Genomic DNA, 14,274 nt, shown 5'->3' with positions numbered 1-14,274 from the left:
CTCTTCCACGTTTGGACAATCCGACGGGTGCATGTCCGACACACCGGAGACAATGGGCGGACTTTCTGGTGTCCCTAATGGCACCTCTTCACAGACAATATAAAACCGCGCGAACCGAACTCGCCGGCATCTGCTATTGAAAATAGGGCAGATGCCGACTCAGACAGCGGCTTCGCGCGGTTATGTTTTGTTCAGAGGTGCCCATAAGGGACACACACAAAAGTCCTACAAATTGTCTTCCGGGATGCGGACATGACCCGCGGAGTGCTCCAAACTTGGAAAGACACGGATCATCGAAGATGCAAACATCCGGCTGGTTAGAAATGCCACATTTTTTGATCCGAATTTCCACCTGCATTTCCATCTGAAATCCCACGGTGTGATCTTATAATATTACTTATCACACAAAAGTGACTATGCTTATTGTGACAGTTCCTTTAAAAAAAGCCTCATGCGGTCTTCCCATGGAAGAACCGCGTGAGGCTTTTTCACATATTCGCTATCGCTTAGATCGCTGTCACAACTCCGTTTTCGCTGTCAAGCTCTACATAAGCGCTGGACTTTAATACCTCCAGTGCGTTCTTCGCGCCGATCAGTACCGGAATATCCAGGCTGAGTCCTGCAATCGCTGCATGGCAGCTGTCGCTGTCCGCCTCCACGATGAGACCGGATGCCTGACGCATCTGCTTCATCATGCAGTTGTTGGTATCTGCAGCAACGATGATGTCTCCCTCTTTGAAGTTCGCAAGATCTTCCTCGCTGTGGCAGACGCACAGGTTTGCTGCAATCTTCTTACCTGCAATTCCTTTTCCTTTTACCAGGATATGTCCTGCCACCTGCACCTTGATGAGGTTGGTCGTTCCGGATACGCCAAGCGGTACGCCGGCAGTCAGAACAACCACATCGCCCTTGCTGATCAGACCTGCCGTCTCTGCAGTGTCAACCGCATAGTCAAACAGTTCTTCCGCCTTATTCTTCTGCTCAAGAAGCAGCGGTGCAACGCCCCAGGAAAGTCCGAGCTGACGGTATACTTTCTCCGTCAGGCACGCGCCGATGATCGGAGAGTACGGGCGGTACTTGGAGATCATGCGCGCTGTGCGTCCGGACTTGGATACTGCCAGAATCGCCGCCGCATTGAGGTCTCCCGCCATCGTACAGGTTGCATGGGAAATCGCGTTCGTCACATCCGGGCTGCTCATATTCTTACGGTCCTTGAAACGCTGCAGATAGTTGATATCGCACTCGGTGCGAACCGCAATGCGGACCATCGTCTTCAATGCCTCGATCGGATACTGGCCGGCAGCCGTCTCACCGGAAAGCATGATCGCACTTGTTCCGTCATAGATTGCGTTGGCAACGTCTGTCGCCTCCGCGCGGGTCGGACGCGGATGTTTCATCATGGAATCCAACATCTGGGTCGCCGTGATAACCACTTTTCCGGCACCGCTGACTTTCTTGATAATCATCTTCTGAATGACAGGAACGTCCTCAAGCGGAATCTCTACACCCATGTCGCCACGGGCAACCATGATACCGTCGGAGACGCGGATGATCTCATCGATGTTCTGCACACCCTGCATGTTCTCGATCTTCGCGATGATATGAATGTCCTCGCCGCCTTTTTCCTCAAGAATCTTGCGGATTGCAAGCACGTCATCCGCGCAGCGCACGAAGGATGCCGCAATGAAATCATAGTCGTTCTCCACCGCAAATACAATATCGCCGTAGTCTTTCTCGCTGATGTACGGCATGGAAAGCTCCACGTTCGGAACATTCACGCCCTTTTTATTGGAAACCATACCGCCGTTCATAACGGTACAGACAATATCCATCGGCATTTTGCCCTCTGCATCCGCCTTTGTGCCCGATACTTTCTGGATCTTCTTGACTTCCAGACCGATCAGTCCGTCATCGATCAGAATGGTATCTCCCGGCTTCACATCGTCCGGCAGATCCTTGTACGTGATCGCCACACGGCTCTCATCGCCCACGATATCCTCCGTCGTCAGAGTAAATGTCTGTCCGTTCTTCAGCTCCACCTTGCCGCTTGCGAACTCTTTCAGACGGATCTCCGGCCCCTTTGTATCCAGTAGAGCCGCCACCGGACGCTTCATTTCCTCTCGCAGCTTGCGAAGCATCGTAAGTCTTCCAAACTGCTCCTCGTGTCCTCCATGTGAAAAGTTAAAGCGCGCCACATTCATGCCTTCCTCGATCAGGCTGCGCATCACATTCTCATCATCCGTCGACGGTCCTAACGTACATACAATTTTTGTCTTTCTTAACATAATATTCCTCTCTTTATTCTGTCACTTTATTTTGTAATCATGGTGCCCATGCCCGGAGTTACCTGGCTTCCATCCACATGAAGCTTTGTAATCAATACGGAGCGGATCGCCGAATCACCGATAAAGTCGATCGCAGCCTGAATCTTCGGCTGCATATCCCCTTCGCCGAACTGTCCCTGCTCCATATATTTCTTTGCTTCCGCCACTGTCATGGAATTCAGCGGGCGTTCATTCTCTGTGCCGTAATCTAGGCACACATTGTCTACGCTTGTCAAGATCACGAGCATATCTGCCTCCAGAAGCTCTGCGAGCTTTCCGGCTGCCAGGTCCTTCTCGATCACTGCACTTGCTCCCTTTAAGTTATTGTCCTGGGAAAGAACCGGTATACCGCCTCCTCCGCAGGCAACAACGATCTGATCCGCATCTGTCAGTGCGCGGATCGCATCCATCTCCACAATATCGACCGGCTTCGGCGCTGCCACGATACGGCGGTAGCCGTCTGCCACCTTCGTCACATGGTTGCCTTTTTTCTCCTCTGCCTCTGCCTCTTCCTCCGTCATCACACGGCCGATGATCTTGCTCGGCTTGTAAAATGCCTCATCGTACGGGTCAACCACCACCTGTGTCAGGATCGTGGATACCGTCTTGTAGATACCTCTGTTCAGAAGCTCTGCACGAATCGCATTCTGCAGATCATATCCGATATATCCCTGGCTCATCGCCGAGCAGACAGACATCGGCGTCGCCGTATATTCCGGATACAGACGGCAGAACTCATTCATCGCCGTGTGAATCATGCCGACCTGCGGGCCGTTGCTGTGCGTGATGACCACCTGATAGTCCTCGCGGATAAAATCAGCGACCGCTTTTGCCGTGCGCTTCGTAGCTTCCTTCTGCTCCGGCAGTGTCGTTCCCAGTGCGTCATGTCCCAGTGCGATAACGATCTTCTTTTTCTTCATTTTTATCATCCTCCAACGCTTTTATGCGCGCATTTGTAATCCCTTTTCCCTGTATACACCAAAAAATTTTACCAGTTTTATTTTATCACGAACCCTCTGTCATGCGCAATGGGCAACTTGTCACGGAAGCGTTAAAGTTTGCCGCACCAGAACGCAAAAAGCGGGAACCGCACACACGTTTTTCGTATGTGCGATTCCCGCCCTGTGTTTTCTAATCTCCCGTTTTTCCGGCCGGAATTTACCGGCTTCGTCTTGCCCAAACTTCTGCCCGGCTCCTATTCGTCCTGCGGCAGGACAAGCGAATCGATCAGTTCCCAGATCTCCTCTCTACCCTGCTTGGTCTCCGCCGAAAACGGTATGATCATCGTTCCCGGCTGCACGCCGAGTCCCTCCCGGATTGCCTTGACATTTTTCTGAATCTGGCTTCGCTTGATCTTGTCCAGCTTCGTTGCAATGATGATCGGGGCAAATCCCTGATACACCATCCACTCGTACATCATCCGGTCGTTGGCAGACGGATCATGCCGGATATCGATCAGGAGAAAGACCGCCTTCAGACGCTTGGAGGTGTGAAGATAGTTCTCGATCATTTTCCCCCACTTTGCCTTCACTTCCTCGGACGCCTTGGCATAGCCATAACCCGGAAGATCCACCAGATACATGGCGTCATTGATGTTGTAGAAATTGATCGTCTGCGTCTTGCCCGGCTGTGCGGAGGTACGCGCCAGCGCCTTCCGGTTCATCAGCGCATTGATCAATGATGATTTCCCGACGTTTGACTTTCCCGCAAATGCCACTTCGTTGTAGGCCGTATCCGGTATCTTGCTCGTAATTCCGCAGACAATTTCAAGATTTACATTTTTGATGACCATGTTCTACTCCTTCTTTTCGCAAAAAGCGACGCGAAGCACCTGCTCCATCGTCTCTACATAGACGATCTCCAGTCCCTTTTTGATCTCACCTGATATTTCCTCGACATCCTTCTCGTTCTTCTTCGGCACACAGACCGTACGGACGCCGGCGTTTTTGGCTGCGAGCAGCTTTTCCTTCAAGCCGCCGATCGGCAGCACCCTGCCGCGGAGCGTAATCTCTCCCGTCATCGCAACATCCGCCCGCACCGGTGTCCCGGTAATTGCCGAGAGCATCGCCGTCGCCATCGTAATGCCGGCAGACGGTCCATCCTTCGGAACCGCACCTTCCGGGATGTGGATGTGAATATCATTTTTCTGGAAAAATTCCGCCGGAATGTCATACTGTCCGCCGACCGACCGGATATAGCTGATTCCTGTCTGTGCCGACTCTTTCATGACATCGCCCAGCTGACCGGTCAGCTGGAATTCCCCCTTGCCCGGCATCACGTTGACCTCGATCTCCAGCGTATCTCCGCCCACGCTCGTCCATGCAAGTCCGCGCACGATCCCGACCTCATCGGTCTCACCGCGCATATCCTGGCTGTATTTTTCCTTGCCGAGATACTTCTCAAGATTGCGCACCGTCACATCGACCGTGCTGCTTTTTCCTTCGTAGATCTCGCGCGCCGCCTTGCGCGCAATCTCCCCGATCCTGCGCTCTAACCCGCGGACTCCCGCCTCTCTGGTATAACCGCTTATGATCTTCGCGAGGGCTCCGTCGCTGACTTTGAACTGATCTTCCTTTAAGCCGTTGCGCTCCGTCTGCTTTGCCAGCAGATGTTCTCTCGCAATGTGAAGCTTTTCGTTCTCCGTGTAGCTAGTTACCTCAATGAGCTCCATACGATCCAATAGCGGTCTCGGAATCCCCTGCATGGAGTTCGCCGTCGCAATAAAAAGCACCTCCGAAAGGTCGATCGGGAGCTCCACATAGTGATCCCGGAACTTATGATTCTGTTCCGAATCCAGCACCTCAAGCAGCGCCGAGGCAGTGTCTCCCTTATAGTCACTGCTCATCTTGTCGATCTCGTCCAGAAGCATCAGCGGATTCTTCACACCGGCGCTGCGCAGACCGTTCACAAGGCGTCCTGGCATGGCTCCGACGTAAGTCTTCCGGTGTCCCCGGATCTCCGCCTCATCGCGCACACCGCCGAGGCAGATCCGCACGTATTTCTTATCCAGCGCACGTGCCACAGAGCGCGCAATGCTTGTCTTGCCGGTTCCCGGAGGTCCCACCAGACAGATGATCGGGCTTTCTCCCTTGCTCGTCAGATTGCGTACCGCGAGAAACTCCAACATACGCTCCTTGACTTTCTCCAGACCGTAGTGATCTTCCTCCAGAATCCGCTCTGCGTTTGCAAGGTCTTTGTTGTCCTCGGACGCTTTATTCCACGGAAGCTCCAGCAGCGTCTCGATATAACCGCGGGTCACCGCGCTCTCCGATGAATTCGCGCTGATGCTCTTGAAGCGGTCAATCTCCTTCTTGATGCGGTTTTTCACTTCCTGGTCGGCATCCAGCGCATCCAGTGCTTTCTGGTACTCGTCCGCATCCGATTCCGTATTGTCCTCGCCGAGTTCCTCCCGGATGAGCTTCATCTGCTCGCGCAGTATGTATTCCTTCTGGTTCTTATCCACGCGCTCTTTGACTTTGCTCTGGAATTCATTCTGGATGGCAGTGATTTCAATCTCTTTTAAAAGGAGCGCCATCAATACCTCATAGCGCTCCGTAAGTGTCATTGCCTCCAGAATCTTCTGCTTTTCTTCGTAAGAAACCGGCAGATTGTTCGCAACCTGATCCATCAGCTTCGGCAGATCCTGTATGGTACCGATCTGGCGCAGCAATTCTTTTCCGGCACGCGGATTTACTGTCTGATACCGGCTGTATGTCTCCTGTACACTGCGCACCATCGCAGCTTTGGTCTCTTCCGAAAGCCCCTCCTCCGGCAGCACGCACGGCACCACCTCTGCCAGAAGATACGGATCCGTCTGTGCAAAAGCCGAAAGTTCGGCTCGCTCGATACCCTCAACCAGAATTCTTACGATATTGTTTTGTAATTTGATTACCTGCTTTACTTCAGCGATCACACCGATATGGTATACATCGTCCGCTCCCGGTTCTTCCTGTTCGACATTCTTCTGCGCCGACAGGAAAATCTTCTGGGAATCCATCATGCACTGTTCGATCGCACGGATGGACCGGTCACGGCTGATGTCAAAATGCGCAATCATTCCCGGAAGAATGACCATCCCGCGAAGCGCAACCGCAGGTATTTTTAAGATTTCTGTATCCAACATATCCTCTATTTTTCTTCTATGGTCTTTAATTTCTGCTCCTCAATGGAAAGCTTCTCCTCCACCAGATCCTTGGTGATCTCACACTCGGTGATGCTCTCATCCGACGGAATATGGTACATCAGATCCAGCGTCACAGCCTCCATAATCGCGCGCAGTCCTCTCGCTCCCGTCTTGCGCTCGAGCGCCTTGTCAGCGATCGCCTCCAGTGCGTCCGCGTCAAATGCAAGCTTCACGCCATCCAGCTCAAACAGCTTCTCGTACTGTCTGGTCAGCGCATTCTTCGGCTCTTTTAAGATGCGGATCAGGGCGTCGCGGTCTAACATATCCAAAGATACCGTCACCGGCACACGGCCTATGAACTCCGGGATCAGACCGAACTTCACAAAATCCTGCGGCAGCGCATGCTTCAACACATCGCCGATATTGTACTCATTCTTTGACTTGATGTCCGCGTTGAAACCGATTGCCTTCTGATCCATACGCGTCTCAATGATCTTCTCAAGTCCGTCAAATGCTCCTCCGCAGATGAACAGAATGTTCGTCGTATCGATCTGGATCAGTTCCTGTTGCGGATGCTTTCTGCCTCCCTGCGGCGGTACCGATGCAATCGTTCCCTCAAGGATCTTAAGCAGCGCCTGCTGTACACCCTCGCCGGATACATCTCTCGTGATAGACACGTTCTCGGACTTCTTGGAGATCTTATCGATCTCATCGATATAGATGATACCGTGCTGGGCACGCTCAATGTTGTAATCTGCCGCCTGAATAATCTTCAAGAGGATATTCTCTACATCCTCACCGACATAACCTGCCTCTGTCAACGTCGTGGCATCTGCAATCGCAAACGGCACATTTAAGACACGCGCCAGCGTCTGCGCCAGCAGCGTCTTACCGGAACCGGTCGGGCCAAGCATCAGGATGTTGCTCTTCTGCAGTTCCACGCCCAGATCGTCCCCTGCCATAATTCTCTTGTAATGGTTATATACTGCAACGGAAAGAACCTTTTTCGCCTGATCCTGTCCGATCACATAATCGTCCAGAAAGGCTTTTAATTCTTCCGGTTTTAAAAGGTTGATCTGCTCCGTCTCTTCTGCGGTGCCGGTCTCTTCCTCGTTCTCAAACTCTTCCTCAATAATCTCTGCACAGATGTCCACACACTCATCACAGATATATGCCCCTTTCGGTCCTGCGATCAGCTTGCGCACCTGTCCCTGAGATTTTCCGCAAAAGGAGCAGCGGATCTCATCATCACTTCTTCCTGCCATTTTTAACTATTCTCCATGTTCTATCTTACTTCCTGCCAAAATCAGGTCTTATTTGCTTTCTTCCTTCTTGGTGTCCTTGCGGATGATGACATCGTCGATCAGTCCGTACGCCTTTGCCTCCTCGGCAGACATGTAGTAATCGCGCTCGGTATCGGCAGCAACCACATCGTACGGCTTGCCGGTGTTGGCAGCGAGAATCTCATTTAACTTTTTCTTGGTCTTTAAAATGTTCTCCGCTGCGATCTGGATCTCTGTCGCCTGTCCTTTGGCTCCGCCGGACGGCTGATGGATCATGACCTCCGCATTCGGAAGCGCATAGCGCTTGCCCTTTGTTCCTCCCGCGAGCAGGAATGCACCCATGCTTGCTGCAAGTCCGATGCAGATGGTGGACACATCACACTTGATGTACTGCATTGTATCGTAAATCGCCATACCCGCTGTCACCATACCGCCCGGGGAGTTGATGTAAAGCTGGATGTCCTTGTTCGGATCTTCGGACTCCAAAAACAGCAGCTGTGCCACAACAAGGCTTGCCGTTGTCTCATTGACTTCCTCTCCAAGGAAAATAATACGATCTTTTAACAGGCGGGAATAAATATCATAATTGCGTTCTCCGCGGCTGGTCTGCTCTACGACGTAAGGTACTAAACTCATATTCGATCCTCCATTTTATACTTTTTTAATAATTACTTATAAGCTTAAACAGACCGGCCCAATAGAGCCAGTCTGTCTGTTTTGCAATAAGAACTGACAGGGGAATTACTCCTCTGTTCCCTCTTTCTCTTCTGCTTCTTTTTCTTTCTTGGATTTTGCTTTCGCTCTCTCCTTCACGTTCTCCATGATCAGGTCTACTGCCTTGGTCACTGCAAGGTCTCTCTTCATGGATTCCTTCTCGTTGTCGCCGATGTACTCTTTGAGCTTGTCAGCTTCCATACCGTACTGTGCTGCCATCTTCTCAATCTCAGCATCAAGCTCTTCATCGGTGATCTCGATCTTCTCATCCTTTGCAATCTGCTCTAATACCAGGCTGCTCTTGATGCGTGTCTCAGCTTCCGGGCGAACCTGCTCTTTTAACTTGTCGAGTGTCAGACCGGAGAACTGCATGTACTGCTCCATGGAAAGACCGCTCTGTGCCAGTCTCTGAGCAAATTCATTGACCATGTTCTCACACTGTGTCTCGATCATTGCCTCCGGGATCTCCATGGTGGACTTGTCAATGATCTTCTGGATTGCCTCGTCCTCCTTGGTCTTCTTAGCCTCGTTCTCCTTCTCTACCTCAAGGTGCTTCTTAACGTCAGCCTTGTACTCCTCTAAGGTATCGAACTCGGATACATCCTGTGCGAACTCATCGTTCAGTTCCGGAAGCTCCTTGCACTTTACTTCGTGGATCTTAACCTTGAACATTGCAGGCTTTCCGGCAAGATCTGCTGCCTGATACTTCTCAGGGAAGGTTACGTTTACTTCTACTTCGTCGCCGGCATTCTTGCCTACGAGCTGATCCTCGAACGTATCGATGAAGGAATGGGAACCGATCTCAAGCGGATGATTCTCACCCTTGCCGCCCTCAAATGCAACGCCATCAACAAATCCCTCGAAGTCGATCACTGCGGTATCGCCGTTTGCGATCGGTCTGTCTGTAACGGTAACAGTTCTTGCGTTGTTATTTCTCTCTTTCTCTACTGCTGCCTCTACCTCTTCGTCAGATACGGAGGTATCGATCTTGGTTACCTGAACACCAAGATACTTGCCAAGCTTTACTTCCGGTCTTACAGCAACCTCTGCTGTGAAGATGAAAGGCTTGCCGGACTCGATCTGTACCACGTCGATGGTCGGTCTGGATACGATGTCAATACCGCTCTCCTCTACTGCTGCAGGATAGTTCTCCTGGATCAGGGTGTTTGCTGCGTCCTCATAGAACACTGCCTCGCCGTACATCTTCTCGATCATCTTTCTCGGAACTTTACCTTTACGGAAACCAGGCATGCTGATCTTGCCTTTTTCTTTCAGGTAAGCAGCCTGGATTGCTTTCTCTACTTCTTCGGCAGCCACTTCAATGGTAAGCTTTGCCATATTCTTTTCTAAGTTTTCTACCTGTACACTCATTGTAACTATCTTCCTCCTTAATATATATGAAATATCATGTACATCTTCCGTCCATCGCATGACATTCGTCACGCCAGTCGCCTGCAGCCCTTTTTTAAGGGTTCCTGCCTGTCTTTCGGAAAAAAGGGCGTACTACGACTATCACAGTCATTTAAGGATTATAACATACAAGACCGGAAAATACTAGCTTTTTTTTGATTTCTTTGCGGTTTTTCCGCCAAAAACACGCCCTAGAGCTCCACACCGCGATGTTCTACAGAGGTAGAGAACACAATCAGCGTCTTTGTCCGTCCAAAATACTGTAATTCCCCGATAAAACGGTCGAGTTCCATCGTATTTTCAAACAAAACCTCTAACAGCATGGAATAGTCGCCGGTCACACAGTTACACTCAATCACGTTTTTGCACTTTTTTATATAGCGAATGATGGAGGTTCTGTCAAGCCGCATCCGCTTTTCGCTGCGCGGCTTTCTTACTCTCTCACCCGGCTTCGTACTGCTTTTTTCTCACGGGTTTTTTTCACGGTACACCCTTCCGCCTCTCTCATTCGGCTTCGTACTGCTTTTTTCTCACGGGGTTCTTTTTCCGCTCCACGCTCCGCAGCTGCTTCTTCCGCGCGGTCTCTTCCCGTCGCTTCGCATGCGCCGCCTCCGCCAGAAGCTTCTTATAGTTAAGCAGCCGGCGTTCCGGCAGTCTTCCGTCCCGCACTGCCTCCTGCACCGCACACCCCGTCTCTTTTTCATGTCTGCAGTCTCTGAATCTGCAATGCTGCGCCAATTCCTCAATATCCGAAAATGTCGTATCCATCCCGCATTTTGCATCCCCTACGCCAAGTACGCGCATTCCCGGTGTATCTATGACACGGGAGCCATCCGGCAGAAGGATCATCTGCCGGTAAGTCGTCGTATGGCGTCCTTTGGAATCATCCTCCCGGATCGCGCCGGTATCCATAACCGTCTCCCCACACAGCGCATTCACAAACGTGGATTTGCCGACACCGGATGATCCCAGCAGCACTACCGTTTTTCCCGCACCCAGATAGCGTTGCACGTGTTCCATCCCTTCGCCCGTTACCGCACTTACCGCACACACTGCAACTCCCGGCGCCTGCCTCTCCACAAGATTTACATAATATTCCGGTTCCTCGCAGAGATCTTTTTTCGTCAGTATGACAACCGGCGTCGCCCCGCTCTCCCACGCGGCTGTCAGATAACGGTCCAGCCGGTTCTGGTTAAAATCATGATTCATCGACATGACCAGAAACACATAGTCAAAGTTTGCCGCCACCGCCTGGCGCTCCATGCCGGGCGTCGGATTTTCCCGGTAAAACACGCTCGTTCTGGGAAGCGTCTCAAGGATCAGTGCATCCCCGCACCGGTTTGTCTGAATACGCACCCGGTCACCCACTGTCGGAAATGCCTCCCCGCCCTTGTCCTGATAATACACACCGGTCTTTAACCTGGCATTAAGCTTTGTATCTGACGTTTCCTGTTCCACAAGAATCTCATAACGTTCTCTGTGTACCGCTGTGATCAGTGCCGTCGCTTTCGTATTTTCTGTTTTATTTCCTGTATGTTCCATCCGTTTTCCTCTTTCCTCTCAATTTTCCATTCACTGTTTCTTTCCATTCCTACAATCTCCATTCTGTTTTTCTCCATTTTTACATTCCTCCTTTATTAAAAAGAATCTCGCTTGCGAGATTCTCCGCACGCGAGCGGTTCGCAAAGCGATATTTTCCTTACCGCGAGCTGCGCATCCTCGCGGAGCGTTTTTTATTTCATAGGAAAGTTCCACTTTCACACATGAATGTATCACGGTATTTCCTATGAAATTAAAAAGCATTCCTGCCACATTCCTGCACCGCAATGCTTCTGCCTTCATTCATTCTGTTTTTTGTGCCGGATTGCCGTTTCCAGATTGTAAAAAGCAATCGACGGCTTGCAACACCCATTTTTCAATAAGCATTGCCGGCTTGCAACATCCATTTTTCAACAAGCATTGCCGGCTTCCAGTCTCCGGGTTTTCCAACATAATCGCAGATTTATACCAGGCGCTTCACCATAAAGTGATCGTCCGCATAGCTGCCGTCCCGATACCGGACACTGTGCGGCTGCGTTCCCCAGATCTCAAACCCGAGGCTCTCGTACAGTCGGATGGCAGGTGTGTTTGTGCTCACCACTTCAAGTTCTGCCTGCTCATATCCGCACTGCTTCGCCACCGTAAGCACCGTCTTTAGCATTTCCCTGCCGATTCCGAGCCCGCAGTATTTCTGATAGAGGGCAATCGCAACACTGCAGCGATGCGCATAGCGCTCATAATTTCCCAGAGACATCAGGGAACAGTTTCCGACATGTTCTCCAGCAACGGTTCCGATCAACATCAGTTCCCGCGGTTCTTTTACGATTCCTTCTATAAAATGTTCCTCCTGCTCCGGTGTAAGACTGATCTCATCCGGCTCACGTATCAGAAATGGCGTCTCCCCGGCAGTCACTTTCAGATACCGGATCAGATCATTTGCATCCGTCACTGCTGCACTGCGCAGAATACAGCTTCGCCCGTCCCGACAGGTAATTTCTCTTGGTTCATAAATCATAATTGGGTCTCCTCCCTGTGATCTGTATCACTCCGGCACTTTATTTTTTCCACATTTTCTTCCGTGATCGTCAAAAAGTCGATCTGCACGGTATCGCTGCCGCCGCAAATCCCGGCAAAAACAGGTTTCTCTGACACGATGCGTCATGATAGTCCCGGCTTTTCCGCTTTTTGTGCATCCACCGGAATCGGTTTTTCCTCTTTTATGCATCCACCGGAACATGCTTTTCCTCTTTTTGTGCATCCACCGGAACATGCTTTTCCTCTTTTATGCATCCACCGGAACATGCTTTTCCGGTGTCAGACCTTACCTGGATGCGTTTGCATGTATTACGCATCCTTTAGATCGATTCCTGCTTCCCGCAGATTTCTTCGCAGTTCCGGCATATCCTGATGATAAACGCATCCCCGCATTCCCAGGCGTATCCCCGCTTCAATGTTTGCCGGCGAGTCGTCCACAAAATAGCTTTCCTGCGGCTCAATCTTCATTTTCCGGAAGAAATCCACATACGCTTCGCGTTCCGGCTTCAGATATCCACACTCACACGAAATCCAGATGCCGTCCATATACCCTACAGACGGAATATTTTTTGAAAATGCCCGGAAACGGTGTGATGTATTTGACATCAAAAACAAATGGTACCCCTGTTCCTTCAACTCTCCCAGAAGCGCCTCCATCGGCGGATTCGGCTCCTGCTTCATCCGAAACTCCCTCACGAAACGCTCCACAAGCTCCCACTCACTCTGCAGAATTCTCTTGCAAATGGAACGTACCGCTTCCTCATCGGTCATTGTTCCTCTGTCCATGCAAATCCACTCCACCGATGCACAAACCTGATTTTTCAACAATGCTGCCTGCGCTTCATCCTCTGTATATGTCCCGATGTAATCGCTCAGCTTATATTTTGTCAGAACATTTCCCATATCAAATACGATATTTTTCATTTTATCTCCATATTCCGTTGACCTGCTGCGTCACATTGTTCCGGCGCATGCGCGTACTCTTATCTTTCTATGTCGATCCGGCGCATGCGCGCACTCTTATCTTTCTATATTGATCTGGCACATGCGCATTGCATCAAGCGCTATCTCGTGGCTTTTCGGCGTTACCCCTGCACAGCAGGATGCATCCACGATAATCGGTGTCTCCGGCAAAAATGCTTTCAATAACAATGCATTTGAGATCACACAAATGTCCGTGCAGAGTCCAACCAGCGTAATGTCCTCGATCTGCTCTTTTCTATTCTCCTCCTGCAGCAACTCGCCAAGCTTCTCCGAACCGAATGTCACCTTATCAATCGCCTCCGCCTCCCGGAGCGCCTCTAGCTGCGGACAGATCTCCCAGCCTTTCGTGCCCTTGATGCAGTGCGGCACCGGAAGATGTTTTCCCTCCTGTGTCTCTAAATACCGCTCTCCATGTGTATCCCGCGTGAAAATCACTTTTCCCGGAAACTCGCGGATTTTCTGCTCCACCCGTGGGACAATGGCGACCGCCTCCGGTGTTCCAAGCGCTCCATTGATAAAATCATTCTGCATGTCCACCACAATCAATATTTTCTGCATCTTTTCTCCTCCTTCTGAAACTTCGCGGGTCTCACGGTCTCTTTTTCCTCTCTCAGACCCGCAGGGCACCTCTTTTTCACGAATTTCTTCTGTTTTTCGCTCTCCGCGGGTCTCACGAGCTCTTTTTTCTTTCCTAGACCCGTTTTTTCTCTTTTTTCGGGTCTCACGGTCTCTTTTTCCCCTCTCAGACCCGCAGGGCACCTCTTTTTCACAAATTTCCTCTGTTTTTTCGCTCTTCGCGGGTCTCACGGGCTCTTTTTCCTCTCTCAGACCCGCAGGGTGAACCTTTCTAACTCGGCTGCAG

Annotated in this window: 14 protein-coding genes; all 14 read right to left on the bottom strand. The window is 50.9% G+C overall.

The genetic code is table 11. The features are described from left to right. Positions 1-506 precede the first annotated feature (506 nt). Positions 507-2,285 (bottom strand): pyruvate kinase, encoded by a 1,779-nt coding sequence (pyk, locus tag RHOM_RS03275; protein ID WP_014078830.1) that lies wholly within the window; start codon positions 2,283-2,285, stop codon positions 507-509. Between the two features lie 26 nt (positions 2,286-2,311). Continuing rightward, positions 2,312-3,244 (bottom strand): carbamate kinase, encoded by a 933-nt coding sequence (gene arcC / locus RHOM_RS03270; protein ID WP_014078829.1) that lies wholly within the window; start codon positions 3,242-3,244, stop codon positions 2,312-2,314. Positions 3,245-3,519: 275 nt separating this feature from the next. Next, positions 3,520-4,116: a ribosome biogenesis GTP-binding protein YihA/YsxC gene (gene yihA, locus RHOM_RS03265; protein WP_014078828.1), complete on the bottom strand. Its 597-nt coding sequence runs from the start codon at positions 4,114-4,116 to the stop codon at positions 3,520-3,522. Between the two features lie 3 nt (positions 4,117-4,119). Further along, a complete protein-coding gene (lon, locus tag RHOM_RS03260; protein ID WP_014078827.1) occupies positions 4,120-6,447 on the bottom strand; it encodes an endopeptidase La in 2,328 nt (775 codons plus the stop codon). 5 nt (positions 6,448-6,452) lie between these two features. Continuing rightward, positions 6,453-7,712, bottom strand: coding sequence for an ATP-dependent Clp protease ATP-binding subunit ClpX (gene clpX / locus RHOM_RS03255; protein WP_014078826.1), 1,260 nt, complete (start codon positions 7,710-7,712; stop codon positions 6,453-6,455). Positions 7,713-7,760: 48 nt separating this feature from the next. Continuing rightward, positions 7,761-8,366 (bottom strand): ATP-dependent Clp endopeptidase proteolytic subunit ClpP, encoded by a 606-nt coding sequence (gene clpP / locus RHOM_RS03250; protein ID WP_014078825.1) that lies wholly within the window; start codon positions 8,364-8,366, stop codon positions 7,761-7,763. A gap of 105 nt (positions 8,367-8,471) precedes the next feature. Further along, positions 8,472-9,815, bottom strand: coding sequence for a trigger factor (tig, locus tag RHOM_RS03245; RefSeq protein WP_014078824.1), 1,344 nt, complete (start codon positions 9,813-9,815; stop codon positions 8,472-8,474). A 230-nt stretch (positions 9,816-10,045) separates the two neighbouring features. Continuing rightward, on the bottom strand, positions 10,046-10,264 hold the full coding sequence (locus RHOM_RS03240) for an Lrp/AsnC ligand binding domain-containing protein (RefSeq protein ID WP_014078823.1): 219 nt from the start codon (positions 10,262-10,264) through the stop codon (positions 10,046-10,048). Between the two features lie 94 nt (positions 10,265-10,358). Continuing rightward, positions 10,359-11,396, bottom strand: a complete 1,038-nt coding sequence (gene rsgA, locus RHOM_RS03235) for a ribosome small subunit-dependent GTPase A (RefSeq protein WP_014078822.1) — start codon at positions 11,394-11,396, stop codon at positions 10,359-10,361. Then, the gene (locus RHOM_RS18105) at positions 11,348-11,473 is read right to left on the bottom strand and encodes a hypothetical protein (protein WP_270853155.1); all 126 of its coding nucleotides are present in this window, start codon (positions 11,471-11,473) and stop codon (positions 11,348-11,350) included. The genes rsgA and RHOM_RS18105 overlap by 49 nt, the downstream gene beginning before the upstream one ends. A 383-nt stretch (positions 11,474-11,856) precedes the next feature. Further along, the gene (locus RHOM_RS03225) at positions 11,857-12,408 is read right to left on the bottom strand and encodes a GNAT family N-acetyltransferase (protein ID WP_014078820.1); all 552 of its coding nucleotides are present in this window, start codon (positions 12,406-12,408) and stop codon (positions 11,857-11,859) included. A 329-nt stretch (positions 12,409-12,737) separates the two neighbouring features. After that, positions 12,738-13,352 (bottom strand): HAD family hydrolase, encoded by a 615-nt coding sequence (locus RHOM_RS03215; RefSeq protein ID WP_014078816.1) that lies wholly within the window; start codon positions 13,350-13,352, stop codon positions 12,738-12,740. A 96-nt stretch (positions 13,353-13,448) separates the two neighbouring features. Then, entirely contained in the window at positions 13,449-13,970 is a 522-nt protein-coding gene (locus RHOM_RS03210) for a cysteine hydrolase family protein (protein WP_014078815.1), read from the bottom strand. Next, positions 13,955-14,182 carry a hypothetical protein gene (locus tag RHOM_RS03205; RefSeq protein WP_014078814.1) on the bottom strand — a complete coding sequence of 76 codons (228 nt, stop codon included), beginning with the start codon at positions 14,180-14,182 and terminating at the stop codon, positions 13,955-13,957. Before RHOM_RS03205 ends, RHOM_RS03210 begins: the two co-directional genes overlap by 16 nt. Positions 14,183-14,274 lie beyond the last annotated feature (92 nt).

It is taken from the genome of Roseburia hominis A2-183, from assembly GCF_000225345.1.
In the GTDB taxonomy this organism is placed as follows: Bacteria; Bacillota; Clostridia; order Lachnospirales; family Lachnospiraceae; genus Roseburia; species Roseburia hominis.
Note: the sequence above shows the minus strand (reverse complement) of the source record. Positions and strands in the feature narration are given on the sequence as shown.

Excerpts from the sequence above, each read along its gene's own strand:
- clpP (WP_014078825.1), bottom strand. The coding sequence starts at position 8,366 with ATGAGTTTAGTACCTTACGTCGTAGAGCAGACCAGCCGCGGAGAACGC.
- RHOM_RS03225 (WP_014078820.1), bottom strand. The coding sequence starts at position 12,408 with ATGATTTATGAACCAAGAGAAATTACCTGTCGGGACGGGCGAAGCTGT.
- arcC (WP_014078829.1), bottom strand. The coding sequence starts at position 3,244 with ATGAAGAAAAAGAAGATCGTTATCGCACTGGGACATGACGCACTGGGA.
- yihA (WP_014078828.1), bottom strand. The coding sequence starts at position 4,116 with ATGGTCATCAAAAATGTAAATCTTGAAATTGTCTGCGGAATTACGAGC.
- RHOM_RS18105 (WP_270853155.1), bottom strand. The coding sequence starts at position 11,473 with ATGGAGAAAAACAGAATGGAGATTGTAGGAATGGAAAGAAACAGTGAA.
- clpX (WP_014078826.1), bottom strand. The coding sequence starts at position 7,712 with ATGGCAGGAAGAAGTGATGATGAGATCCGCTGCTCCTTTTGCGGAAAA.
- lon (WP_014078827.1), bottom strand. The coding sequence starts at position 6,447 with ATGTTGGATACAGAAATCTTAAAAATACCTGCGGTTGCGCTTCGCGGG.
- RHOM_RS03215 (WP_014078816.1), bottom strand. The coding sequence starts at position 13,352 with ATGAAAAATATCGTATTTGATATGGGAAATGTTCTGACAAAATATAAG.
- tig (WP_014078824.1), bottom strand. The coding sequence starts at position 9,815 with ATGAGTGTACAGGTAGAAAACTTAGAAAAGAATATGGCAAAGCTTACC.
- rsgA (WP_014078822.1), bottom strand. The coding sequence starts at position 11,396 with ATGGAACATACAGGAAATAAAACAGAAAATACGAAAGCGACGGCACTG.
- pyk (WP_014078830.1), bottom strand. The coding sequence starts at position 2,285 with ATGTTAAGAAAGACAAAAATTGTATGTACGTTAGGACCGTCGACGGAT.
- RHOM_RS03210 (WP_014078815.1), bottom strand. The coding sequence starts at position 13,970 with ATGCAGAAAATATTGATTGTGGTGGACATGCAGAATGATTTTATCAAT.
- RHOM_RS03240 (WP_014078823.1), bottom strand. The coding sequence starts at position 10,264 with ATGCGGCTTGACAGAACCTCCATCATTCGCTATATAAAAAAGTGCAAA.